This is a genomic window from Hoeflea sp. TYP-13 (assembly GCF_040932035.1).
GTDB lineage: Bacteria > Pseudomonadota > Alphaproteobacteria > Rhizobiales > Rhizobiaceae > Hoeflea_A.
This window is the reverse complement of record NZ_JBFRBB010000003.1, coordinates 629975-654422: the sequence shown is the minus strand read 5'-3', so window position 1 is coordinate 654422 and position 24448 is coordinate 629975. Positions and strand designations below refer to the sequence as shown.

Genomic DNA, 24448 nt, shown 5'->3' with positions numbered 1-24448 from the left:
CTGTCATTCAAGGCTGGCTGAGCTTGGCCATCCTGCCGCCGTCTACCGTGTAAATCTGGCCGGTAATAAAGCCGCTTTCTTCCGCCGCCAGAAATGCAACCAGCGCGGCTACCTCTTCCTGACTTCCGGTGCGCCCGACCGGATGGATATTGCCGATATCTCGGCGAAAAGCCACCGGATCTCCCATAGCCTCAATGAAATCCAGGTTGAGATCGGTATCGATCCAGCCCGGCGCCACTGCATTGCAGCGGATACCCTCTGCGCCGTGGTCCACAGCCACCGCGCGCGTAAGCCCGTGAAGCCCCGCCTTGGAAGCGCAATAGGCCGCGTGCGACGGGTTTGATCCCAGTCCTTCGATCGATCCGATATTGACAATCGAGCCGCGGCTTTCACGCAGATACGGCAGTGCGGCCTTTATCATGAGGAACGGCGCGGTGAGATTGATCTGCAAAGTGCGGTTCCAGTCCGGCAGGGACATCTCCTCGATACCGGCTTCCTGCATCATGCCCGCATTGTTGATCAGAACATCAATCGCGCCCGCATTTTCGATGACGTGACCGACGACACGGCCGGGGCTTTCAGGATCCGCGAAATCGGCAGCGATCCAGTCAAACGCATCGTCTTCGCCCCGCTGGGCGGTAAAGACATGCGCGCCCTCCTCCGCCAGTCGCGTTGCGATTGCCCGGCCGATACCGCTGCGCCCGCCGGTCACCAGTGCGACCTTGTCGTCAAATCGTTTCATGACACTGATTTCCCACCGTTGACTTCAACCAGCGCTCCACACATGTAGCGCGCCTGGTCGGAGGCCAGAAACAACACCACATCGGCAATGTCATCTGGCTGGGCGATACGTCCAAGCGGTACCGATTTATCAAGTTCGGCAACGGCGCCTGCCGGATCGAATCCGCGCTGTTCAAAGCCCGTTCGCAGCATGGGCGTGTCGACTTCATTGGGACAAACGGCGTTTATGCGTACGCCCTCTTGGGCATGATCGCGCGCCATGCATTGCGTCAAAGAAGCGATCGCGGCCTTCGTCATGCAGTAGATCGCATGATCCGGCCCCGGATGCACACCCCAGCACGATGCCGTATTGACGATGGCCCCTCCTCCGGTTTTCGCCATAAGCGGAATCGCCGCCCGGCATATCCGGAAAGGCGCCTCGATGTTGACCGCAACGGAAATGGCGAAATCTTCATCGCTGCTTGCCGTCACAGGCCCGCGGCGCATGATCCCCGCATTGTTTACGACGATGTCCAAACCACCGAGTGCCTCCGCCGCCGCAGCCGGCAATGCGTCGGCATAGGCGCTGTCGGTGAGATCACCGGGCAGGTGCGCCTCGCCATCCACGCCAGTAACATCCCGGTCGGCGACCGCCACAAGCGCGCCGCGTTCCCGCAGCATGCCGACAATGGCAGCACCGATGCCGCCGGCAGCGCCGGTTACGAGCGCGTGCTTTCCTTCAAAATAGTGCATGCCATCTCCTCAATATGACCTTGCAGGCCGAGGCCATCCGGCTCTGGCCTCCCACCGCATTCCTGAAAAAAAGACGGGGTTCATTGCGTTTCCGCCTCGCTTCGAAGGCTTCGATATGACCCCGGCGGAGTGCCGAATTGGGTTTTGAACGCCTTTGCGAAATGCGCCGTGGAGTTGAAGCCGCAGGCCATGGAAATTTCCGTAATCGAATCCTCCGTCTGCAGGAGCAGGTTGCGCGCTTTTTGCAGCCGCATGTCCACATAGAATTTTTTGGGCGAGCAGTTCATGTAACGCCCGAACAACCGCTCAAGCTGCCGCGTCGTAATGCCCAGCATTTCCGCGATCGCCGGAGGCGGCAGCGGCTCCTCCAGATTGTCCTCGATCAGCTTCACGGCCTTTGCCAGCTTTTCGTTGCGCATGCCCTGCCGGGACTGGAAGGAAATTTTCTGTTCGGCCGTTTCCGGCCGCACGGAGTTGTAGACCATCTGATTGGCAACCTCGACGGCAAGATCGGATCCGTGCTTTTTCGATATCAGGTGCAGCATCAGGTCAGCCGATGCCGCACCGCCCGAGGCGGTGATGATTTTCTGGTCGGCGACAAATACGCTTCTCCGCAAGGGCACGCCCGGGAAGGATTCGGTAAACCCGTCATGAAATTCCCAATGGATCGCACAGGGAACGTCTTCAAGCAGACCGGCCGTCGCAAGGACATATGCACCCGAGCAAATTGCACCGAGCCGCACGCCGCGACGCACCTCCCGGCGAATGTAGCCGCAGATGCTGTCGGTAATGCGGGCCTGGACATGGATGCCGGATACGACAAAAAGCCGGTCGCTGCGGGTCAGTGGCTGAAGTCCCTGATCGACCTGTGTGATCGAGTTGTTTGAACAGCGCGCGGTTCTGCCGTTTTCAGCCGCAAGCGTCCAGCTGTAGAGCGGTCTTTCCGAAACGAGGTTTGCAATGCGCAGGGGTTCGATGGCGCTGGCAAAAGCCAACAGCGAAAAATCCTCAATCAGTAAAAACACAAAACTCTCTGTGTCTTGCAGCATTGGTCTCCGAAATTCCCTGAAGCGTCAACTCGCTCTCAATTCACGCGTCTTGTGTCGGCAAACGCAGCCCGCAAACGGCAACCCATAACCGCCAGCCCGGCTCCCGGCACTATAGGGAAACGCTGCTGCGCCGATCTTGGCGGACCGTTCACTTTAATTGAGGGAACCACAAATCACCTCAGATTTCCACTCTGAATTATAATTGTATTTTTTTTGAATTCTTTTTACAATGCACAAACAATCAGGCCGGATCGCAATCGAAGTGACCATGCTCAAGGAAAGCGGAATGAAAGACGAAGCGAGGGTAAGAAAAGCGCGGTGCTATGCGGATCTGAAGCGCAAGATCCTGACTATGGCAATGGAGCCGGGCAGCGACATTGACGAGGCGGCTTTGAGCCAGGCTTACGAGATTTCACGTCCGCCGTTTCGCGAAGTCCTGCGCCAGCTGGCGGGCGAAGGCTACATCACGCTCGTGGAAAACCGCGGCGCCAAGGTCTCCGGCATGAACCACAAAACGCTGCGCGATTTTTTCATTGCAGCACCAATGATCTATTCGGCCGTCTCGCAATTGGCGGCAAAGAACGCAACGGACCTGCAGATCCAGAAACTGAAGGAAACGCAAAAGCAGTTCCGCGCTGCAATCGCAAGCGGCGATGTCGAAGGTCGCGCGCTCAACAATGAGCGCTTTCATGCCATCATCGGTGAAATGGCCGACAATATCTATCTGGAGCCGAGCTTGACGCGTCTCTTGATCGATCATGCCCGTATCGGCATGACCTTCTACAAACCCCGCTCAAGACAGATGGCTGAAAATCTCAAGGCAGCCGCAGAACAGCACGACGAATTCATCGCCCTGATCGAGGTCGGCGACGATCAGTCCATCGCCCGGCTGGCCGTTGAACACTGGGAACTGTCGCGAAACCAGATCGAACTCTATGTCACGCCCGCAGGGCTCGACATTCCTCTCGATGTCGCGAGCCCGGCTCGTCAAGCGTGAGGATGAACAAAATGAAATTCGAAGGCATCTACACGCCGATCATCACCCCGCACACAGTTGACGGAGACATCGACCACCACGCCTTCGCCGCCATGGCGGACCATCTGATCGCCGCCGGCGTTCACGGCATTATCGTCGGCGGCTCCACCGGCGAATATTATGCGCAGAGCGTCGATGAACGCGTATCTCTGCTCAATCTGGCCAAGGAAGTCATTGCCGGCCGTCTGCCGCTGATCATCGGCACGGGCGCGATCAGGCAGGAGGATTCCCTCGAAATTGCAAGGCAAGCCCGCAAAGCCGGCGCCGATGCCATTCTCGTCGGCTCGCCCCCCTACTCCGTGCCGACGGAGCGGGAAAATGCGCTCAATGCACTGGCAATCGATCGCGCCGCCGGTCTGCCCATCATGCTCTACAACTACCCCGGACGCATGGGCGTCAATATGGGCGAGGAGTTCCTCGACCGCGTCGGCCGCTCCAGCAATATTTGCGCCATCAAGGAAAGCTCCGGCGACATCAACCGCGTGCATCTGCTCGCCCGCGACTATCCGCAGATCCAGTTGAGCTGCGGCATGGACGACCAGGCGCTTGAGTTCTTTGCCTGGGGTGCGCGGTCGTGGGTCTGCGCCGGCTCGAACTTCCTGCCCGAAGAACACATTGCTCTCTACAGGGCCTGTGCCGTCGAGGGCAATTTCGACAAGGGCCGCAAGATTATGTCGGCAATGATGCCGTTGATGCGGGTCCTCGAACAGGGCGGAAAATTCATCCAGTGCGTCAAGCACGGCGTTGAACTTGCAGGCATGGGCGCCGGACCGCCGCGTCCTCCCCTTAAAGCACTGAACAAGGACGACAAGCGCCAGCTTGAGCAGGTCTTGCGTGTCCTTAAAACCACCGTTGCAAGCATCGAAGCGGAAATCTGACCATGGCAGACCTTCTGACCCATCAGGAATATCAGGCACTTTCAAAGGCAATCGATTTTCCCAATTGCGCCTTCATCGACGGCGGTTTCAAAAAAGCCGCATCCGGCGACACGTTCGAGACCATCAATCCTGCCACCGGCGAGAAATTGACAGATATTGCCGCCTGCGGTGTTGAAGATGTCAATTATACTGTCCTGAAAGCAAGGGAAGCATTTGACGATGGCCGCTGGTCGCGCCTGCCGCCCTCGGACCGCAAGGATGTGCTGATACGCCTGTGCAAGCTGATCACACGCAACGCCCGCGAACTTGCCGTTCTGGAGAGCATCGATAGCGGCAAGACGATTTACGACTGCGAAACCGTCGACGTGCCGGAAACAATCCACTGCCTGAAATGGCATGCCGAGGCGATCGACAAGATCTACGACCAGATGCCGCCCGCTTCAGACGATCATGTCGCAATGATTGTGCGCGAGCCGGTCGGTGTCGTCGGCCTTGTGCTTCCGTGGAACTTCCCGCTGCTGATGCTTGCCTGGAAGATCGGTCCGGCTCTGGCAGCCGGGTGCTCGGTGATCGTCAAGCCTGCCGAGGAAACCTCGATTACCGCCCTTCGCATCGCTGAACTTGCCATGGAAGCAGGTATTCCGCGCGGTGTATTCAACGTTGTCACCGGAACCGGGCCTGAAGTCGGCGAACCGCTCGGCAGACATATGGATGTGGATGTCGTGTCCTTCACCGGATCGACCGAGACGGGACGCCGCTTCCTGCGTTATGCAGCCGACAGCAATCTCAAGGAGGTGATCCTTGAAATGGGCGGCAAGAATCCCTGTGTCGTTCTCGAGGATGCCGAGGATCTTGACCTGGTAGCAGCCCACGTAATCAATGGCGCGTTCTGGAATATGGGCGAAAACTGCTCCGCGTCCTCGCGGCTTATCGTGCAGGAAGGTGTGAAGGAAAGGCTGCTTGAACACATGCTTGCCCATGCCCGGGAGTGGCCCGTGGGCGACCCGCTCGGTCCCGAAAACCGCGTTGGCGCGCTTGTATCCAAGGACCACTTCAACAAGGTCTGCTCTTACCTGGAGAGCGGGCAAAAGGTGCTTCTGGGCGGCGCCTCTCACGATGGCGTATACGTCGAACCCACCATCGTAGAACTCTCAGGCAATGATGACCCGATGGCGCGCGAGGAGATTTTCGGCCCGGTCCTTTCCGTTCTTACAGTCAAAGGATTTGACGAAGCCATCGCCATGGCCAACGACACCGAATACGGGCTTGCCGCGTCCATCTTCACGGCCAACGGCAAACGGGCGTTGCGTGGCGCACGGGCATTGCGCGCCGGCACCGTAACGGTGAATTGCTTCGGCGAAGGTGACATCACCACGCCCTTTGGCGGCTACAAGCAATCAGGCTTTGGCGGGCGCGACAATTCCCTTCATGCTCACGACCAGTATACCCAGCTCAAGACCATCTGGATCGATCTGAGCGACCGACAGGATGAAACGGTTGGCTGAATATTGTGCCCGGCGGGTTCCACGATTTCCGGGACCTGCCGCGTGGAACGCAATTTTGCCGCCGCGGGCACAGCCCGAACGGCTTGAACGGCATGTATCGGCCGATTTTGCCGTCATCGGAGCCGGCTTTGCCGGCCTGTCAGCGGCCCGGCGTCTGGCGCAGCTTAATCCGGGCGCAAAGATTGCGGTCCTTGAAGCCTCACGCGTCGCAGAAGGCCCGGCCGGCCGCAACTCCGGCTTCATGATCGACCTGCCGCACGATCTTTCCTCGGACAATTACTCCGGCAGCGGACAAAACGACCTACAGCAAATCCGGCTAAATCGCACCGGCATCGATTTTGCCCGCAGCGCAGCCGAGGAATACGCAATGGATCGTGAGATTTTCGATCCCAGCGGCAAAATCAACGCGGCGGCAAGTGAAAGCGGCCACAAGCATAATCAGGATTTCGCCGAGCATCTTGAGAAAATGGATGAGCCGTCGGAGTTGCTAGACGCCGACGCCATGAAAGCCGTGACGGGCTCGGGCTATTTCCGCTCCGGCCTTTATACACCGCACACCGTCATGCTGCAGCCGGCGGCCTATATCCGCTCAATGGCAGACGGCCTGAGGCCCGTGATTGATCTGTATGAAAACTCACCCGTCGTCAAAATACGGCGCGAACTGAATTCTTGGAAGCTGAAAACCAATATGGGCAGTGTCGCCGCGCTAAAGGTGATCCTGGCGGTCAACGGCCATGCGGAAAGTTTTGGTTTCTTCAGACGCCGGCTGATGCATGTCTTTACCTATGCCTCGATGACTCATGCGATGACCGGCGAACAGGTTCGCGCGCTTGGCGGTCAGTCCAGTTGGGCCGTTACGCCGGCGGATCCAATGGGTGTAACGGTCCGCAGGATCAGCGGGTCGAGCGGCAACCGCATCGTTGTACGCTCCCGCTTTTCCTATAACCCGTCCATGGAAGTTACCGACGGCTATTTGAAAAATGTTGCGCGCGTTCACCGCAAAAAGTTCCTCGACCGCTTCCCGATGCTGTCAGACACCGGCATGGAATATTGCTGGGGTGGGCATTTGTGCCTGAGTTGGAACAATGTGCCGGCGTTCGGCGAAATCGAGGAGGGTGTTTATTCCGCCTGCTGCCAGAACGGGCTTGGAACAGCAAGGGGAACCCTCTCGGGTCTGGCGGCCGCGGAACTGTGCAGCGGCGTACGGACTGAAACCGTTTCGACGTTGCAGAGTGAGCCGGAGCCACGGCGCCTGCCGCCCGAACCCATTGCGTTTCTCGGCGCCAACGCCCTGTTGCGGTGGAAGGAATGGCGGGCGGGAGCCGAATAGGCCAGCGCTCGTTCAGTCGGCTGTTGTATCACAAAGACTGGCAAGCTCCTGAAGGGTCACAGGCTTGAGCGGCGAGCGGATACGATACGATCCGATCTCGTCCGGCGGGAGTTCGTTTTCCGCGGCAAGAATCTCAGTCACCGTCGCACCGCAATAGCGCCCCTGACAGGGCCCCATTCCGCAGCGGCCATAGGCCTTGGTCTGGTTGGGTCCGACACAGCCGATCCTGGCATAGCGGCGGATATCGCCGGCGCGCACCTCTTCACAGCGGCACACAAGCGTGTCGTCTGCTGGCCGCAGGATTTCCTCAGGCGGCATGTAAAGCGTATCGAGGAATGGCCGGGCGGCACGCTCACTCGCCAGCTGCTTGAAAATGGGAGCGGCCAATTCATCCCGGCGGGATTTTACAATGAGACCAAGCTTGAACGCGACGTTGCAAGCGGCTAAGCGGCCTGCATATTCGGCGGCGCTCGCGCCGGCAATTCCAGCGCCGTCACCCGCAATGTTGAAGATGGAATTTGTCGTTTCGCCCCATTGATCGGTGCGCGGATGAAAACACCGCTGCGCAGCGTTCCAGTCATGATCCAGACCGAGAGACCGGCTGATCTGGGTGTTCGGCACAACGCCCTGATGCAGCAACACCGTTGTGCAGGCGACGCTGCGGTCTTTGCCGCCGGACCTGAAGGAAACCGTCTTGGATTTTTCGGTACCGGCAATGCGGATCGCCTGCGCCGCCCTGTAACGCGGAACGCCGGCCCTTCGTATTTCGCCAAGCAGACGAACACCCTTTGCCAGCATCCGCCAACCCCGTATCGCCCCACCCAAATGGGCGCATGCGGAAAGGTGACTTTTTAAACTCTGGGTTTCGATCATCGCCGCTGGCGCTGTTCCGGCGGCGATCATCTGAGCGGCCAGCAGATAAAGCAACGGCCCCGAGCCCACAAGAACCGCATTATCGGCAACCAGCCCCGTCGATTTCAGCAGGATTTGCGCAGCCCCTGCGGTTATCACCCCGGGCAGTGTCCAGCCGGGCAGCGGAACCGGCCGCTCGAGCGCACCCGTTGCAATGATGATCTGACGCCCTTTGATCCGTGTTGACTTCTCGCCTTTGGAATAGGTAACGGTTCCGTCGCCATCGACCCGCCAAACTGTAACCCGCCCGGTGTAGCGGATATTGTCGTGCTGCAGGGCACCAGCCAGGGCACGGCCTTTGCTGTAGTCCTTTCCCAGAATTTTTTCCCGTTGGGGATCGATCCCGGTTATCGAACGGTAGATTTGCCCGCCGGGACCGCACTGTTCATCCAGCAAGACAACGCTGGCGCCGAAATCAGCTGCTTGCGAGGCGGCGGCCATCCCTGCCGGACCAGCGCCGATTATGACAACATCAACGGTATTCACCCGGCATCTCCGCTGAATGTGTGTGCCGGCGCGGCGCGATTGACAACCAGGCCCGGTCGAACGGGGGTCATGCAGGCTTGCACGGTGATGCCGTCGATTTCGACCAGACAGTCGTAACAAGCACCCATCATGCAAAAGGGTCCGCGCTCGGAAAGATGCACTGGGGTCTTTCTGATCGAAGCATAGCCGGCGGCAAAAAGTGCAGCAGCCACTGTGTCTCCCTCGCGGGCCGAAACGGTCTGACCGTCAAAGGTAAACCGGACAGTTTTCGCGCCGTGATCACTGAGCCGCTTGAACATCGAACCTCTCCTCGCCGAACACCGACAGATCGGGCGCATCCGCCTCACCCGTGATCCATTTCGGCAAAAACTCGCTATGCGCCGCGGCAAGGGTGATGCCGCTATGGCAGGTTATGAAGTACGCGCCGGGGCATGACCCCGATCGCTGGTAAATCGGCAAACCGTCGGGGGACATGATCCGCAGCGCCGCCCAGCTGCGCACCAGTTTTGCCTTGGCAAGGGCTGGCAGAATATCGATGGCATGTCTTGCCAGCTTGGCGGTCTCCTGCAGCGTTTCGCCGTCTTCAAGACCGATTTCGGCCTTGGTTGCGCCTATCTGGATGCCGCCTTCATCGACCTGCCGGATTTCGACCGACGGGCGATTGAGGAGTTTAGGCATTTTTTCCGTAATCAACACCTGCCCCTGCTGCGGCCTGATCGGTGTCCTGAAGCCAAGGGAAGGCCCGAGCTGCATTGCTCCGAGGCCGGCTGTCAAAACGACCTTTTCGGCAAAATATGCCCGCGAGGATCCAACGCGGATATCGAATCCGCCGACAGCCGGCGTGATTTCCGTCACCTTGGAATTGACGTGAAAAACGACGCCGCTTTTGCGTCCCGCATCCGCCAGCGAGCGCAGCAGGCCGAGCGGATTGACATGTCCATCCTCTGCACAAAAAAGCGCGCCGGCCACCTTCGGACCGATATGCGGTTCTTCCCTTTTGAGGGCGTTGGCTCCCATGACTTCGAACGGATAGTCGCCACCCAGCTCCGTCTTCAACTGTTCGTATTTCTTGCGCTCGGCGTCGAGTTCCTCCTCATCCAGATGGAAGATATACCCTCCGTTTTGAACAAGTTTCAGGTCCTCTCCGGTCTGCCGCGAAAGCTCATCCGAGAAATCGCGCCAGGCAGCGGCCGAACGCCTTGTCCACCGTGCGTAGGCTGGCTGGTTCAGCCCCTTGCTTTGCACCCAAACAAGCCCGAAATTCCCGCGCGAAGCCCGAAAGGCCGTGTCGCCTTCGTCAAAAACCGTCACCTGCTTGCCGAGTTTACGCAGCCCATAGGCAACGGACAGGCCAACCACACCGCCTCCGATGATCGCAAATTCAGTTTCCATCACACTCGGACACATCCAGGTTGACCCTCGGGGCGGCACCTGGTCGGCACCGCCCCGGCGACAGGTTACTACTACTTCGCAGCAGCATCGAGGATCGGCTTAGCCCAGTCCTCGCCAAGATCACCGACGACCTCCGGCCACACTTCAGCACGCACCTTGGTTGCCGCGGCAGCCAGTTCCTCGTCGTTCAGGACAACGATCGTGGCGCCCGCATCTGAAAGCTTCTTCTCGTTGGCAACCTGATCCTGTTCAGCGGCTTCCCAGCGGCTGTCCTCGAACGTCTTGGCGGCGGATTTCAGCGCCTCCTGGTCCTTGGCCGGAAGTTCGTTGAACGTCTCGGTGTTGATAATCAGGTACCAGACCTCGAAATGCGTGTTAGCGCGGATGAAGGTCTTTGTGACATCGCGGAAGGAGGCATAGTAGCCTTCCGCACCGGAACCGATTACACCATCGACAACACCGGTCTGGACCGAAGTGAAGGCTTCCGAAAACGGGATCGGAGAGCCGATGTAACCGAGATTGTCGGCAAGCATCTGAAAGCTCTTCACGCCCGGAACGCGGACCTTGATGCCCTTGGCGGCATCCGGATTGCCCGGATCGACTGCGTCACGGTTCAAGGAGATGCCACCGAAATATACCGGATAGGCAGCAAGGACCGTGATGTCCTGCGCCTTGAAGATGTCCTCGATGGCCGTGCGAACCGCTCCGCCCTCGCCATAAAGGATCTTGGCGTGGCCATAGTCCTTGGCAAGATACGGGAAATAGCTGATCTGCATGCGCCGGTCGGTGCCCGCTGCGCCGGGCTGGATGGCCATATCGATCGCACCGAGCGAGATTTTTTCCTGCACCGTTGTATAGTTGCCGAGCGCACTGGCCGCGAAGACCTTCAGCGTAACATCGCCGCCGGTCGCATTTGCGACGTCTCCGGCATATTTGTTGATATCGATATCGATCTGCGCGCCCTGCGGGCGTACATGGCTGATTTTCAGCTCAACGGCCTCGGCAAGGCTTGGAAAGAGTGCCATGGCAGCTATCGCTGCACTCGCTATCAATGACTTGTTCATGATGGTTCCTCCAGGTTGATGGTTTGGTCAGTAGCCGAACAGACGGGGGAAAAAGAGCGAAAGGTCCGGCCAGAAAGAGGTCAGAAAGACAACCGGCACATAGCCCGTGATGATCAGGATCATGGCCGGCCTGATGACTTTCGTGACTTTCACGCCGCCGATGCGGGCCGCGAAATATAGAATTGAAGCATAGGGAGGTGTGACGCCGCCCATGGCGGTGTTGACTCCCATAATGGCGGCAAACTGCACCGGCGATACATCCAGCGCCGCCATCAGCGGCAGCAACAGCGGTGCAATCAGAATGATGGCCGTCACATCGTTGACCACCATGCCGACGAGAAAGAGCATGAGATTGATCAGGATCAGCAGAATCACCTTGTTCTGGGTGATTTCGAATACGCTCGATACCAATGCCTGCGGCACGCCTTCAAAGACGAACATCTGTGACAGCATCATCGAAAAAAGGATCATGAACATGATGGCGCCGACGGCTGTGGCTGAATCCTTACCCGCTGCAAGAAAAGTGTCCCACGTCAGACCGCGATAGATGAAAAAGCCCACCGGGATCGCATAGATGACGGCAACGGCGGCGGCCTCCGTAGGGGTCATGATGCCCCCGTAAATGCCACCCAGAATGATGATTGGCATCAGCAGCGCCGGCGTCGCGGAGCCGATGCGGCTTGCCGCCTCGCTCACGAACTCCTTGCCCACGGGCCTTGCCTCAAGAACAAGCGGGAACCTGCGCGCCATAATCAGATTGACGATCGAAAACGAAATCATGATCAGGAGGCCGGGTCCAAGAGTTGCCAGGAAGCAGGCAAGAATCGACGTGTCGGTGACCCAGCCATAGATGATCATGGTCACGCTCGGCGGAATTAGAAGCCCGAGAATGGAGGAATTCGCGACCAGCGCCGTCGCATAGGCGCGCGGATAGCCGCGCTCTTCCATTTCCGGTATCAGCAGCGGACCGATCGCCGCGACACCGGTCAGACCCGAGCCCGAGATAGCCCCGATAATTGCACAGCTCACAGCCGCGACGACGCCCAGCCCGCCGCGTATGTGGCCGACGAATATGTTGACGAAATGCAACAGACTGGCGGCAATGCCGCTCGCACTCATGATCGCTCCCGAAAGCACAAACAGCGGAAGCGCCAGCAGAATGGGATTGCCCAGTTGTCCGACACCCCAAAGCATATTGCCTTTCATGGTGGTGCCGCCGACAAGGCTCATGACCATCAGCCCGGCGCCAAAGCAATAGGGCAGCGGAACACCGAGGGTCAGCAGAACAACGAGAACGACGACGGAAAGAAGAGCAATCTCGATCACGGTGCTTTCTCCGCCGTTAGAATGATCCGGATATGTTTGACGAGGTGCAGGAGGGTGTAGAGCATCATCAGCACCATGCCGGCAAAGAGCGCCACGTCGGCGTAAAAGGTCGGGATATACAGCGTCGGGCTTTCCTTGCCGACGCGCAGCGAATAGCGCGTGAAATCCCACGCCCAGCTCAGCAGCCACAGGCCGACAACCAGGCTGACCACCTCGCCGATCACCGCCAGAACAGCATGCTGGCGTTCCGTCTTGAGGAATATTTCGAGCACATTTGCGCGGATATGCGTGTCTTCGCGCGAAGCGTTGACGGCGCCAAGCAAGTACAGCCAGATGGTCGGATAGACCATCGTCTCTTCCAGTCCCATGACCGGAATTTCCAGAACGTATCGCGTCACGACCTGTACGAATTGCCCACCGGCGACGATACAGATGAGACCCGTAAGCAGGTATTTTGCAAATCTGTCCATGAGTGGCATTCCCCAAACAGGCCGGCCACCCGAACGGCCGCCGGCTATTTCTGCATAACCATTGCCGCTAATAGAAACAAATTGTTTAAATTGCTAAAAATATAGATTTTGTCTATGTTCTCGAATATGAACCTGTCTTTTCGGCAACTTAGGACCTTTCGCGAAGTCATGCGCACCGGGTCGATTTCCCAGGCAGCGCGCGCGCTCGGGCGAACCCAGCCTTCGGTCAGCGCCATGATTGCCAATCTGGAAAGCGAACTTGGCTTCGATCTGTTTGTTCGCGAACGCAAACGTCTGATACCGAAACCAGAGGCACATTATTTCCTCGAGGAGGCCAATCTCGTACTCGACCGGCTGGCGCAATCGGCACGGACAATGCAGGAGATCGGCAATCTGGAACGGGGTCGCATCCGTATTGCCTGTCTGCCGGCTGCATCGGGTTTCCTGATGCCGCGGCTGATGTCGCGTTTCGTCAAGACGAGACCAAACATCCGCATGTCGCTCATGATGCGGTCGTCGCGCATTATCGAGGAATTGATCGCTTCACAGCAATATGACATCGGCCTGGCGGAAACCCCTGCCCCGCGCGGCACAATCTCCATGCAGACCTTTGAACTCAACTGCGTATGCGCCGTTCACAAGGAAGACCCTCTGGCGTCGCGGGAATGGCTGTCTGCAGGCGATCTGCATGAAAAACCGATGGCAGCGCTCTTTGCCGACCACATTACGCTCCAGAAAACCAAAGCTGCTTTCGCTGATGCCAAAGCGCATTTTAACCAGCATTTCGAACTGCAGACTTTCCTTCCGGCGCTTGAACTGGTCGAACAGCGTTTGTGTTATTCGGTCTGCGACGCCATCACGGCCGCAAGTTATCAAATCTATCGCGAGCGGGACCCCTCGCTGGTCTTTGTGCCCTTCAGACCAACTATGACGTTTCCGATTTCCATTCTCACGCCAGCCCACCGGCCGCTTTCCCGGGCCGCTGAACACTTTTGCGAAATGCTGTCGGAGACCATACTCACCCTCGACAGCGCAACCGGATCGCCGGGTCAATTTGGGCCAGACTAGAGCCGCCGCGGGAGGGTAGCGATCAACTTTGCAACCATGCCGGTGGAAACCAACCACATTTTCAGGTAATTGATGCACGCCCCGCCGGAATGATTTCTAGCTGAAATATGAACTATCCATCCATCATCCTGCCAATCGGCCGACTTCTGATCATGGTGTCCTGCATCATGATCTTGCCTGCCAGCGCCGATCTTGCCGCCGGGAATCCGGACTGGAAAGCCTTCCTGGTTTCGGCCATCGTCTTTGGCCTTGCCGGATGTCTGACCGAAGCTGCGTTCCGGGGAACGGACACGCGGCTGCGGCCGCGCGAGGCGTTCATTCTGGTAACGGTCACTTGGCTCGTCTTCAGCATTGTGGGAGCCGTCCCGCTGCTTGCAAGCGGGCTCGATATCAGCATCACAGACGCCTTCTTCGAGGCGGCCTCGGGACTGACAACAACCGGTTCGACCATACTCACCCACCTTGACGGCCTGCCGCCCGGTCTGCTGCTCTGGCGCTCGCTGCTGCAATGGATCGGCGGCGTCGGAATAATCGTCATAGGCATCTGGCTGCTCCCGGTCTTGCGTGTCGGGGGACAGCAGCTTTTCTCGATAGAATCGTCTGAAAACAGGGCCTGGACGGTCGGACCGCTGCAGCCATTCATCCGCCGGCTGCTGATGTTATACGGGGGGCTGACGCTTACCTGCGGTATGCTCTACCTGCTCGCCGGCATGAGTGCATTCGACGCCGCAAACCATGCGCTGACCACGGTTTCGACCGGAGGGTTTTCAACATCTGACCAGTCGCTCGGCAGGTTCGACAGCCTGACAATCGACTGGATCGCCATCGTTTTCATGACTGTCTGCAGCCTGCCCTTCCTGTTCCTGATCAGGCTGACGGACAGATCGGGCGTGCGGGCGACGCAACAGGTCATCTGGTTCGTTTCAATACTGGCGGCAAGCAGCCTGTTCGTTTTCCTGGTGATCAGGTGGCATCAGCCAGGCGCTCCGTTCGAGCTGCTGACCCTTTCGGTATTTCACGTCGTATCGGTGGTGACGACAACCGGCTATGCGGCGTCCGACTACCTTTTATGGGGACCTGCGGCGGTCGCAGCCCTTTTTCTGCTCACCTTTATCGGTGGATGCAACGGTTCGACGGCCGGCGGCTTCAAGATATTCAGGATCGTCATACTGGTAAGTGTCGTGCGCTCCGCACTACGCATCATGGTGAGGCCCCACCGCATCGCCCAACCGCACTTTGAGGGTCAGATCGTGAATAAATCGGTGTCAGAAAGCATCCTGATTTTCACCATTTTATATGCCGGCACATTCGCCCTTTTCGCACTGGCCTATTCGGTGACCGGCCTGGACCTTGAGACCAGCCTCAGTGCCTCGATCACAGCCCTCGCAAATGTCGGCCCTGGCATCGGTCCCATCATCGGCCCGGCCGGAAACTTCCAGCCTCTTCCGGATTTCGTCAAATGGCTGCTGGCGTTCGAAATGATCCTCGGCCGGCTGGAAATCATTGGTGGTCTGCTGATACTCAGCCCCGGTTTCTGGCTGGAATAGAGCCCCGCTCAGTAATCCTGGTTAAGGGCATCCTCCGCCGGAATCTCGCGCTCGCGGCGGGCAATGTAGTCGCGCAATTCCTCATCCTTGGCCGGATCAAGGCCGGGTTCTTCATATTCGGACAAAAGCCGCTTTGCATGCTCCAGCGCACGTTCGGTAATCTCCTTCGCGCCTTCGGCCTGCCATTGCTCGACGGAGTTGTTGTCAAACAGCCTCGGCATGAAAAACGCCCTTTCGAAATTCTCCTGCGTGTGCGGATGACCGAGATAGTGCCCGCCCGGGCCGACATCGCGCACAGCGGCAAGCGCTTCGTCGAAATCGTCCCACCGCACGCCTTCCGCCATGCGGTAGCCCATGGCGCACTGCTCGGCATCGACCACGAATTTCGCCACCGAGCAGTGCATACCCGCCTCGTTCCAGCCGGCCGAATGCCAGATATAGTTGGCGCCCGCATGCAGAACCGACGAAAGCGTCGCAGCACTCTCGTAGCCGGCCTGGGCATCGAAGGTTTTCGCACCGCCGAGCGTGTTTGAAGTGCGCCAGGGAACACCATAAAAACGCGCCATCTGACCGATCATGAAATTCATCAGGCTGATTTCGGGCGTGCCGGCCATCGGTGCTCCGGACTGCATCGAAACCGTCGATAGGTAATGTCCATAGATTGCAGGCGCGCCTTTGCGAATAACCTGCGTATAGGCAAGGGCACTGAGCGCCTCGGCGTTGAGCTGCGCCACGGTCGGCGCGGTGGAAGCGGGCGTATTGGCACCGCCGAGGACGAAGGGCGAGCACAGAACCGGCTGGTTTCTGCGGCAAAACGCGCGCATGGCGCCAAGCATGGTTTCGTCCCACACAAGCGGCGAATTGCCGTTGCAGTTGCCGGTGGTGACGGGATGCTCCTCCATAAAATCCGCGCCGAAAAGAATAGCGCACATATCCAGGACATCTTCGGCGTTTTTCGCGCTGGTCGTCATGCCCATGAAGGTCTTGTCTGAATATTTCATCGACGAATAGGTAATGCGCAGATGCCTGTGGCTCACCACATGGTCCATCGGCTCGACGATGTGGTGTGCGGACGAATGCAGCGCCGGCGACATATGGGCCAGCTTGTGGAACATGGCGAGATCATCAAGCGTCGGCCAGCGCCGCTTTGCCTCCAGGTCGCTGATGAACGGCGCACCCGTCATGGGCACGAAGATCGAATGTGATCCTCCCAACCTGACGTTCTTTTGCGGATTTCGCGCGTGATAGGTGATGTCGGAGGGAATAGTCGAGATCAGTTCGCGCACCAAGCCCCGGTCGAGATGGACGCGCTCGTCGTCGACACGGGCTCCGGCCTTTCTCCAGTCCTCAAGCGCTACGGGATCACGGAAAACGACTCCGACTTCTTCCAGAATGGCCATGGAGGCATCATCAATCTTGTGGATCTGCTCCTCGTCCATGGGCTCGCACAGCGGCAGGTTTCTCTTAAGACCCGGCAGCATGGCAAAGTCAGGTGCAGTCCTTTGCGCCCGCCGGGCACTGCGTCCACCCCTGCCGGAACGCCGAATTGCAGCTTCAGTCATGACATCGTCCTCACTCCAATGAGGAAAACTGACCCCGAAAAGACTTGCGCGGCAATCAAATTAGCGAAGGTTTCTGGCAAAAAGCGACACGTCACCTGAATGTCCCGAAATGCACCAGGTTACGGCCGGAATTTGGAGTGAAGCCTGTCGCGGTAAGATCCTGTGTCAAATCAACCGCTATTTCTAACACCGAAACAACGCGCTACTGTTTGTCTTGTGGGTCTGCACGAAACTGCAACAAGCCGATTGATTTCTGCTTGAAAATTCGTTTTATATGTAAATGCATATAAAAACGGGTGCATGGATGCGATCCGAACAAGGGAGGTTCTCAATGGGACTGATTCAGAAATTCGCGGCCATTGCGACGGCAATCGGCACCGTCATTGCGGCCGGTCCGGCTTTTGCCGTCGACAAGATAACAGCCGTCCACGCCTTTCCGCCATTCCTGGTCTATACGCAGTCATTCCTGTCGATGGTTGAGGAAATCAACAAACGCGGCGAAGGCGTCGTGGAAATCGAAGTGCGCGGCGGACCTGAAGCCATCGGCATGTTCCAGCAGCCCGCTGCTGTGCGCGACGGTGTTGTCGATATGGTTCACATTCCCGGCAGCTTTTACGGTAAGAACGTGCCGGAAATCGATGCCATGGTCGCATCACGCGTGACGCCGATGGAAGCGCGCGCCAATGGCGGCGCCGAGTTGATGGACAAGGCTCACCAGAAGCGCTTCAACGTCAAGCACCTCGGCTGGGTTGACGGCGGGGTTCAGTTCCACATCTACATGAAGGACGAGCCGAAATTCAATGAAGACGGCATTCTCGACCTGACCGGAGTCAAGCTGCGCGACAACCCTATCTATCACGCATTTTTCGAGGCCCTGAACGCGACGACGGCATCGATGCCGGCCACCGAAGTCTATGCAGCGCTGGAAAAGGGCGTGGTCGATTCAGCCGCGTGGACATCCATCGGCCTTATGCAGCTGAAGTGGGACCAGTTTCTCAAATATCGTGTAGACCCGCAGTTCTACAACACCGATCTCGGCATTATCGTGAACCTCGACAGCTGGAACAACCTGTCGCCGGAATCACAAAAGATCATCCAGGATGTTGTCATCGAATGGGAAGGCAAATCCTATGAAGCCCGCGAGCAGGATCGGATTAACGACGCTGCTGAATTGCAAAAGCGCGGCGTCGAGTTTGTTGCACACAGCCCCGAAGGCGGTGCAGCCTATGTGAAACTCGCGGAAGATGCTGCCTGGGATCGCATGAAAGGCCGCATGGAAGGCGACGAAGAAACCTATAATCAGTTGCGCAAGCTTTATGGGGCCGAATAAAATCGGGTAACCATCAAGCAGCGGCCGGGTTCGCCCGGCCGCAGTCCCCGGGGAGGACATTTTGCGCATTATCGATCGCATTTGTGACGTCCTGGCCGTTTTGGCCGGCATCTATCTGGTCGCCATCATGCTCGGGATCGTCTTCAGCGCGACGGTCCGAACGCTGGGTTTTTCCGGCTCATCTCACATCTTCACTTTCGCCGAGTTCGGGCTTTTGTACATCGTCATGGCGGCTTCGCCGTGGCTGGCCCGCGAGAAGGGGCATGTCTTCATCGAACTGCTGACGGCCGCAGTACCCGAAAGGGTTCAGCCGATCCTCAGCCGCTGCGTTTCGGGTCTGTGTGTGATCGTGTGCCTGGTTTTGACCTGGTACACGTTTCTGGCAACAGAAAAGGCCTACCGGTTCGGTGACGCGGAAATGCGCTCTCTGGACATGCCCAAATTTCTGCTGCTTGGGGCAATGCCCATCTGCTTCGGGCTGATGGCCATACAATTCGGCCGTTTCACCATCGGACGGGAAATCCTCCATTCCGGCAAGCCGGGCGTGCACGAGTAGATATAATGGAATGGTTTGAAGCGCTTTTTTTCCTGCTCGGCATGATCCTGTTTTTCATGTTCCTCGGAATGCCGGTGGCCATCGCATTTCTCGCGGCCAACATGATTGGAGCGGCCTATTTCATGGGCGGCAGCGGCTCGCTCGCCACACAGGTCAGCCGTGGCATCGGTCAGTTGGCCAACAATGCCATCCCGACGGTGACCAGCTTCAATCTGATGCCGGTACCGATGTTCCTGCTCATGGGCGAGATCTTCTTCTTCACCGGTCTTGCCACCCGCATGTTTACCGCCGTCGACCACCTCATGGGCCGCCTGCCGGCACGCCTGTCATTCGTGACGATTGCGGGTGGTACGGCATTTGCGACGCTTTCAGGCTCCTCAATGGGATCAACCGCTCTGCTCGGCTCGCTCATGGTGCCGGAGATGCAAAAGCGCGGCTACAAGAAACACATGGCGATCGGCCCCATATTGGGCACCGGCGGCCTTGCCATGCTGATCCCGCCTTCGGCACTCGCCGTGCTGCTCGCAACACTTGCAGAGCTCGACATCGGCGCGCTGCTGATCGCCGGCATTGTTCCGGGCCTCATGCTGGCCGGCCTCTACGTGATCCTTGTGCTTGGAATGGCGATATTCGACCCCGGCGCGGCACCCGCCTATGAGGTTCAGCCCATTGGCTGGAAGGAGCGACTGCGCCTGGTCGTTTTTGACATTATACCCATGGTATCGATCGTTATCGGCGTCATCCTGGTCATCATGTTTGGCATTGCAACACCCTCCGAGAGCGCGGCATTCGGGTGCCTGGGTGTCGTTGTCCTTGCGGTCCTTTACCGCTCGCTCACATGGGACAGCATCATTAAATCAGTCAAGGGTGCGCTCAAAGTAACGACCATGGCGCTGCTGATCATATTCGGATCGGCTACCTTTTCCGCACTGCTGGCTTTTTCCGGCGCGTCATCCGGATTGATCCGGTGGGCGACCGCCTTCGACCTTGCGCCCATCACCATGCTGCTCGTCATGTTCGCCATCCTGCTTGTGCTCGGCATGTTCATGGACCAGCTCTCTATGATGCTGCTGACCGTTCCGATCTTCTTTCCGCTGGCCCAGACGCTCGGCCTTGATCTGATCTGGTTCGCGGTGATCGTGCTCCTGGCACTGGAAATCAGCTTCACGACCCCGCCCTTCGGCCTTTTGCTTTTCGTCATGAAGGGGGTCTCGCCGCCCGATACGACGATGCGGGATATCTATGTCGCCGCATTGCCGTTCATGGGCTGCGCGATCATTCTGGTGGCACTTTTGATCCTGTTCCCGGGAATAGCGTTGTGGCTGCCGGGACTCAGCAGATAGCATCGGGGCTTGGAGGTAACGCATGAAGGGTCCGAGCGCCTATATCGAACCGCTCACGGTGCGTCAGCGAATCCAGCGGGCACAACCGCACGGCCTGCCGCTCATCAATATGGGCTACAACGAACTGCCCTACCCGCCTTCGCCGCATGTCAGCACCGCAATCAAGGAGGCCATGGGCCGGATCAACTCTTATGGCGATCCGACCTGCCGTAAACTGCGGCAAGCGCTTTCCGACATCCATGATTTGCCGGCCGATTCAATCATTTGCGGAAACGGCTCCGAAGAACTGCTCGACGTGATCGGCCGCTGTTTCGCGCGTCCGGGCGACGGGATCCTCATTCCCGAATTCGGATATATCCAGTTTCCCATCGTCGCCAACAGGGTCGGCGCTACCCTGGTCAAAGCCGCTGAGACTGATTTTTGCACCAATGTCGACGCCATCCTCGCCGCCGTGACCGACAGGACGCGGATCGTGTTTCTGGCCAATCCGAACAATCCAACCGGCACCATGTGTTCGGTTGCCGAGCTTGACCGGCTGGCGCGGGAACTGCCTGAAAATATCGTGCTGACACTGGACCTTGCCTACGGAGAATTCGTCGACCCGAACTATTGCCCCGCCGTGCACAGGCTGGCGCTGCGGCATGACAATGTGATCGTGACACGCACATTTTCAAAGGCATTCGGATTGGCGGGCCTGCGCGCTGGCTGGTGCGTCGCGCCCGCCGCATTGGTTCCCGTGCTTTACGCGGGGCGCGGCATGGGCACTGTCAACGCCGTGGCACAGGCCGCAGCTCTCGCGGCCCTTGAGCAGCCGCAAACCGTTGCAGAGCAGGTCGCTTCCATCGTCGGTGAGCGGGAGCGGGTTGCCAAGGCCTGCGCCGCCATGGGCCTGCAGGTCGTACAGAGCCACACCAATTTCCTGATGGTCGGCGAGCCGGGCGATGACGGAACGCGCGCGGATGCACTGGCCGAGCACGTGTTCGACACGGCCGGTATCATCGTCAATCGCACCCGTGAGGCCGGGCTTGAACGGTTCATCCGTTTCTCGCTGTCATTTCCCGAGCACAATGATCTGCTTTTGAAAAGCATGGAGTCATTTCCGGCTGCCGGAGCGTAATTCCGGGTGTGATTACCGCGCCGGCGGCAGCAGCTCCATGTGTTTGAGCATGCCGACAAAGGCTTTGAACCGCGTCTTCTGGTAGGCCGGAATATCCATTCCCTCATAGTCGAGAAAACCTGCACCGGTCCTCAACCCAATACGCCCGGCTTCCATGTTGTCCGAGACGATCTTCGGCGCTGCAAACCGCTCTTCACCGGTTGCCTCTACCATGTTGCGGCTGGCGTAGTGGAGGATGTCGCCGCCGCCCCAGTCAATGAACTCCAGCATGCCGAGGATCGCAAAGCGAAAACCGAAACCGAATTTGGTCGCCTTGTCGATGTCCTCGGGAGACGCCACACCCTCCTCGCACATCCGCGCTGCCTCGTTCAGGCACAGCGCCTGGAGGCGTGGCACGATGAAACCGGGACTGGCCTTGCATACAACCGGCACCTTGCCCACCGCCTCAAGCAGGGCCACCGTGCGGGCCGTGACGTCAGGCTCCGTCTTTTGTCCCGGCGAAACCTCGACCAGCGGCACCAGGAAAGCAGGGTTCAGCCAATGGGCATTGAGGAACCTCTCCGGTCCCGACACCATGGCCTGCAGCTTGTCCGACAGGAAAGTCGAGGTCGTTGAAGCGATGATGACGTCCGGCCGGCAGGACTTGGAAATGAACCCGAGTGCTGTTTCCTTCGCTTCGACCGTTTCCGGCGCGGCCTCAAAGATCAAGTCGGCTTCGCGAAGCGCGTCTTCCGCCGACCCAGCCCCGACATAGGCAACACGCTTGGAAATGCGGTCTACATCCACTGCATCGATCATGCCACAGGCCACAAGCATCTCGAGCGTGGCGCGAATTTCGGCTTTCGCTTCAGATAGATAGTCGGCGGTATCCTCACGTTGCTTCAAATCGATCAGCCGTACCGGGTGACCTGCATAGGCAAAGACAATGGCAAGGCCCCGGCCCATGCGGCCGGCTCCCGCCGCAGCAATGATCTCGCCACTCATGGTCCTGCCTCCAAAAGCTCACTCATCGCAGACCGGTCGAGCCCCGCCAGGCCCAAATTTTCAATTGTCCGGCCGGTCTTGCGGAAATCCTCGCCGCAGACGGCCGATGCAATTGACAACAGGCCCGTCGCCACCGGCGCCGCAACACCCGCCCAATCTGCGATAGAAACCAGCAGGGACAGGCCGACTTTCACATCCTCGAGCATGTAGCGATGCTCGGTCAGAACCAGATTCTCGCGCCAGTCACCGCTGTCGGTCAGCTTCTCATGGGCGGCATTGCCATACATCCACTCTTCCGCCTCATCGTCATAATGGTCCGCCAGAGGAAAGTGCGGCGCGCCATATCCAAGCGCCTCGCGAACCGCCATGCGCTCGCCGTCGAGCGCCGTGGTCACCCGGCGGATGGCAGGCTGCGTGCCTTCATTGTGAATGTCCCAATGTTCAAAATGTTCGATGGGACCCGCATTCATCAGGATCAGCGGCGGATGGATGATCGGTCCGGCATTCATCAGTGCGCCGGAAAGGCCGTCACCCGCATCTTCGACCGATGGATAGGCGCCGCGAACCACTTCCAGCGCGTGCTCTCGATTGCGCAGCGGCAGAACGCCGCTCGGCAGCCGGGTCGCCCGCGTCGTGATGGCTACGGCATCTTCCCCGTGCCAGCGGGTCAGATAGGGCAAGGTGCCCGCTTCGACGAAACTCGCATCGGCAGTGTTGCCGGCGTCACGCATAGCCTTGGCCATTACATAGGTACCGAGCGAACCGGGCGGCATGAACACCACCTGTCCGTCGGCAAGCAACGGGCCGAGCCTTGCCGCAATGTCCGGCTGCGCCGTTGCCGGTGTCGGACAGACGATCAGCGAGACCCCCGAAATCGCCTCCGCAAGATCGGATGTCACAACATCGATCTGCACCGGCCGCGCGCCCTTGAAATCCTTCAAGGTAACGGTCCGGTCTTTGGCATTCATGGCTTCGACTGTTGCGGCGTCCCGCCGCCAAAGCCGCACCTTGTGGCCCTGCTCGGTCAAATCAACTGCCGAGGCGATCGAACCGTTGCCGCCACCCAGAACTGCTACGTCCATCGTTCGTTATCCCTCTTTGATTATTGGTGGTTGGATCAAAGACCCTTTGGATGTGTCATGAACTCCTCGATCACCGCATCCGGCGCTTTCACGTAGTCAGACACACGCGAGACGCCGAGGCCCGTAAGCCTGCGCAGCTTGACCGCCGCCTCAGCCATCTTCACCGCAATCGGAATACCGTTGATGACGGGCGCATCGTCGACGCGATGATCCTTGATCTGGCTGAATAGAAGCATGGGAATGCCGCCACCCGGGATGAGGATATCCACACCCTCTTCTACAAGGGGTCGGCCCTGCGCCTCAAAAAGATCCCTTACTTCGGCGAGTTTTTCATCGGATCCGATGGCGCTCAGAATCTGCCCCGGTTCGAAACTCATGGCGTGAACGCCGGTCACCCGCTCACGCAGACCGTATTTTCCGATCTGGTGATGGAACCAGGGAATGAACCGCGTGTTGATCGTCACAACGCCGGACCGCTGCCCAAGCTGGCAGGAATAAAGCATGGATGCCTCACCAAGGGCGATAACGGGAATGTCGACGACCGATCGCGCCTCATAAAGCCCGGCATCCTGGAAATGGCCGACGATGAAAGCGTCGTAGCCCTGGCGTTCCGCCTTCACTGCGTTGCAGATCATTTCGCGTGCGCACCGCCATTCGACGATCGGATGCGCGTAACTGTCGAACGGAGTTATGCCGTTGATATCAATCGTCGTTTCCGGATCCTTGACGGTGTTCAGATGCGCATCAAGAGCATCCCAGTAGGAGGCGCCGTTTTCATAATCGACAAAAGACTGATACCAGATTTTCATGTTTCACCCTCCCTGTCTCCATGGTTTGCCCGAAGGTTTTCCAACGGCCGGTACAGCCGGTTTATCCGTCATCTGGCCACGGCGCGTCGTTGTCTGACGGTCGCTTTTTTGATCGCCAGATCACATAGC

At 58.5% G+C, this 24448-nt stretch carries 23 protein-coding genes; 10 read left to right on the top strand and 13 right to left on the bottom strand.

Going from position 1 to position 24448, the window contains the following annotated elements; genetic code table 11:
• Window positions 1–7: 7 nt before the first annotated feature.
• The 3 genes from ABVT35_RS20125 to ABVT35_RS20115 form a co-directional block, all read right to left on the bottom strand.
• Window positions 8–742: an SDR family NAD(P)-dependent oxidoreductase gene (locus ABVT35_RS20125; RefSeq protein WP_368468798.1), complete on the bottom strand. Its 735-nt coding sequence runs from the start codon at window positions 740–742 to the stop codon at window positions 8–10.
• Window positions 739–1473 (bottom strand): SDR family NAD(P)-dependent oxidoreductase, encoded by a 735-nt coding sequence (locus ABVT35_RS20120; protein WP_368468796.1) that lies wholly within the window; start codon window positions 1471–1473, stop codon window positions 739–741. The genes ABVT35_RS20125 and ABVT35_RS20120 overlap by 4 nt, the downstream gene beginning before the upstream one ends.
• A gap of 80 nt (window positions 1474–1553) precedes the next feature.
• The gene (locus ABVT35_RS20115) at window positions 1554–2522 is read right to left on the bottom strand and encodes a GlxA family transcriptional regulator (protein WP_368468794.1); all 969 of its coding nucleotides are present in this window, start codon (window positions 2520–2522) and stop codon (window positions 1554–1556) included.
• Window positions 2523–2808: 286 nt separating this feature from the next.
• Between ABVT35_RS20115 and ABVT35_RS20110 the strand changes: the two genes are divergently transcribed.
• From ABVT35_RS20110 to ABVT35_RS20095, 4 genes are read left to right on the top strand one after another with little or no spacing between them, the layout of a single operon-like run.
• Window positions 2809–3519 (top strand): GntR family transcriptional regulator, encoded by a 711-nt coding sequence (locus ABVT35_RS20110; protein ID WP_368468792.1) that lies wholly within the window; start codon window positions 2809–2811, stop codon window positions 3517–3519.
• Window positions 3520–3530: 11 nt separating this feature from the next.
• Window positions 3531–4436, top strand: a complete 906-nt coding sequence (locus ABVT35_RS20105; RefSeq protein WP_368468790.1) for a dihydrodipicolinate synthase family protein — start codon at window positions 3531–3533, stop codon at window positions 4434–4436.
• 2 nt (window positions 4437–4438) lie between these two features.
• The gene (locus tag ABVT35_RS20100) at window positions 4439–5941 is read left to right on the top strand and encodes an aldehyde dehydrogenase (RefSeq protein WP_368468788.1); all 1503 of its coding nucleotides are present in this window, start codon (window positions 4439–4441) and stop codon (window positions 5939–5941) included.
• 55 nt (window positions 5942–5996) lie between these two features.
• Window positions 5997–7271, top strand: coding sequence for an NAD(P)/FAD-dependent oxidoreductase (locus tag ABVT35_RS20095; protein ID WP_368468786.1), 1275 nt, complete (start codon window positions 5997–5999; stop codon window positions 7269–7271).
• Between the two features lie 12 nt (window positions 7272–7283).
• Here ABVT35_RS20095 and ABVT35_RS20090 read toward each other — a convergent pair whose 3' ends face one another.
• The 6 genes from ABVT35_RS20090 to ABVT35_RS20065 form a co-directional block, all read right to left on the bottom strand.
• A complete protein-coding gene (locus ABVT35_RS20090; RefSeq protein WP_368468784.1) occupies window positions 7284–8669 on the bottom strand; it encodes an NAD(P)/FAD-dependent oxidoreductase in 1386 nt (461 codons plus the stop codon).
• The gene (locus ABVT35_RS20085; protein ID WP_368468783.1) at window positions 8666–8968 is read right to left on the bottom strand and encodes a (2Fe-2S)-binding protein; all 303 of its coding nucleotides are present in this window, start codon (window positions 8966–8968) and stop codon (window positions 8666–8668) included. Before ABVT35_RS20085 ends, ABVT35_RS20090 begins: the two co-directional genes overlap by 4 nt.
• A complete protein-coding gene (locus tag ABVT35_RS20080; protein ID WP_368468781.1) occupies window positions 8949–10061 on the bottom strand; it encodes an NAD(P)/FAD-dependent oxidoreductase in 1113 nt (370 codons plus the stop codon). The genes ABVT35_RS20085 and ABVT35_RS20080 overlap by 20 nt, the downstream gene beginning before the upstream one ends.
• A gap of 71 nt (window positions 10062–10132) precedes the next feature.
• A complete protein-coding gene (gene dctP / locus ABVT35_RS20075; RefSeq protein WP_368468779.1) occupies window positions 10133–11125 on the bottom strand; it encodes a TRAP transporter substrate-binding protein DctP in 993 nt (330 codons plus the stop codon).
• Between the two features lie 27 nt (window positions 11126–11152).
• Window positions 11153–12451, bottom strand: coding sequence for a TRAP transporter large permease (locus ABVT35_RS20070; protein ID WP_368468778.1), 1299 nt, complete (start codon window positions 12449–12451; stop codon window positions 11153–11155).
• Complete coding sequence (locus ABVT35_RS20065) at window positions 12448–12921, bottom strand: TRAP transporter small permease (RefSeq protein ID WP_368468777.1); 474 nt, start codon at window positions 12919–12921, stop codon at window positions 12448–12450. Before ABVT35_RS20065 ends, ABVT35_RS20070 begins: the two co-directional genes overlap by 4 nt.
• Before the next feature lie 126 nt (window positions 12922–13047).
• Between ABVT35_RS20065 and ABVT35_RS20060 the strand changes: the two genes are divergently transcribed.
• Window positions 13048–13989, top strand: coding sequence for a LysR family transcriptional regulator (locus ABVT35_RS20060; protein WP_368468775.1), 942 nt, complete (start codon window positions 13048–13050; stop codon window positions 13987–13989).
• A 107-nt stretch (window positions 13990–14096) separates the two neighbouring features.
• Window positions 14097–15536 (top strand): TrkH family potassium uptake protein, encoded by a 1440-nt coding sequence (locus tag ABVT35_RS20055; protein WP_368468773.1) that lies wholly within the window; start codon window positions 14097–14099, stop codon window positions 15534–15536.
• A gap of 8 nt (window positions 15537–15544) precedes the next feature.
• On the opposite strand, the gene ABVT35_RS20050 is transcribed toward ABVT35_RS20055, so the two are convergent.
• Window positions 15545–17098 (bottom strand): trimethylamine methyltransferase family protein, encoded by a 1554-nt coding sequence (locus tag ABVT35_RS20050; protein ID WP_368468772.1) that lies wholly within the window; start codon window positions 17096–17098, stop codon window positions 15545–15547.
• Between the two features lie 331 nt (window positions 17099–17429).
• On the opposite strand from ABVT35_RS20050, the gene dctP (ABVT35_RS20045) reads away from it, so the two are divergent.
• The 4 genes from dctP (ABVT35_RS20045) (at window position 17430) to ABVT35_RS20030 (ending at window position 21444) form a co-directional block, all read left to right on the top strand.
• On the top strand, window positions 17430–18428 hold the full coding sequence (dctP, locus tag ABVT35_RS20045) for a TRAP transporter substrate-binding protein DctP (RefSeq protein WP_368468771.1): 999 nt from the start codon (window positions 17430–17432) through the stop codon (window positions 18426–18428).
• 61 nt (window positions 18429–18489) lie between these two features.
• Entirely contained in the window at window positions 18490–18984 is a 495-nt protein-coding gene (locus tag ABVT35_RS20040; RefSeq protein WP_368468770.1) for a TRAP transporter small permease, read from the top strand.
• A 5-nt stretch (window positions 18985–18989) separates the two neighbouring features.
• The gene (locus ABVT35_RS20035) at window positions 18990–20327 is read left to right on the top strand and encodes a TRAP transporter large permease subunit (protein ID WP_368468768.1); all 1338 of its coding nucleotides are present in this window, start codon (window positions 18990–18992) and stop codon (window positions 20325–20327) included.
• 22 nt (window positions 20328–20349) lie between these two features.
• Window positions 20350–21444 carry a histidinol-phosphate transaminase gene (locus ABVT35_RS20030; RefSeq protein ID WP_368468766.1) on the top strand — a complete coding sequence of 365 codons (1095 nt, stop codon included), beginning with the start codon at window positions 20350–20352 and terminating at the stop codon, window positions 21442–21444.
• 12 nt (window positions 21445–21456) lie between these two features.
• On the opposite strand, the gene ABVT35_RS20025 is transcribed toward ABVT35_RS20030, so the two are convergent.
• Genes ABVT35_RS20025 through ABVT35_RS20015 form a run of 3 tightly spaced genes read right to left on the bottom strand, consistent with a single transcriptional unit; the run spans window position 21457 to window position 24319 of the window.
• Window positions 21457–22428 carry a 3-hydroxybutyryl-CoA dehydrogenase gene (locus ABVT35_RS20025; RefSeq protein ID WP_368468764.1) on the bottom strand — a complete coding sequence of 324 codons (972 nt, stop codon included), beginning with the start codon at window positions 22426–22428 and terminating at the stop codon, window positions 21457–21459.
• Window positions 22425–23510, bottom strand: coding sequence for an NAD/NADP octopine/nopaline dehydrogenase family protein (locus ABVT35_RS20020; protein ID WP_368468762.1), 1086 nt, complete (start codon window positions 23508–23510; stop codon window positions 22425–22427). The genes ABVT35_RS20025 and ABVT35_RS20020 overlap by 4 nt, the downstream gene beginning before the upstream one ends.
• 35 nt (window positions 23511–23545) lie before the next feature.
• Complete coding sequence (locus tag ABVT35_RS20015; protein WP_368468761.1) at window positions 23546–24319, bottom strand: aspartate/glutamate racemase family protein; 774 nt, start codon at window positions 24317–24319, stop codon at window positions 23546–23548.
• Between the last annotated feature and the right edge of the window lie 129 nt (window positions 24320–24448).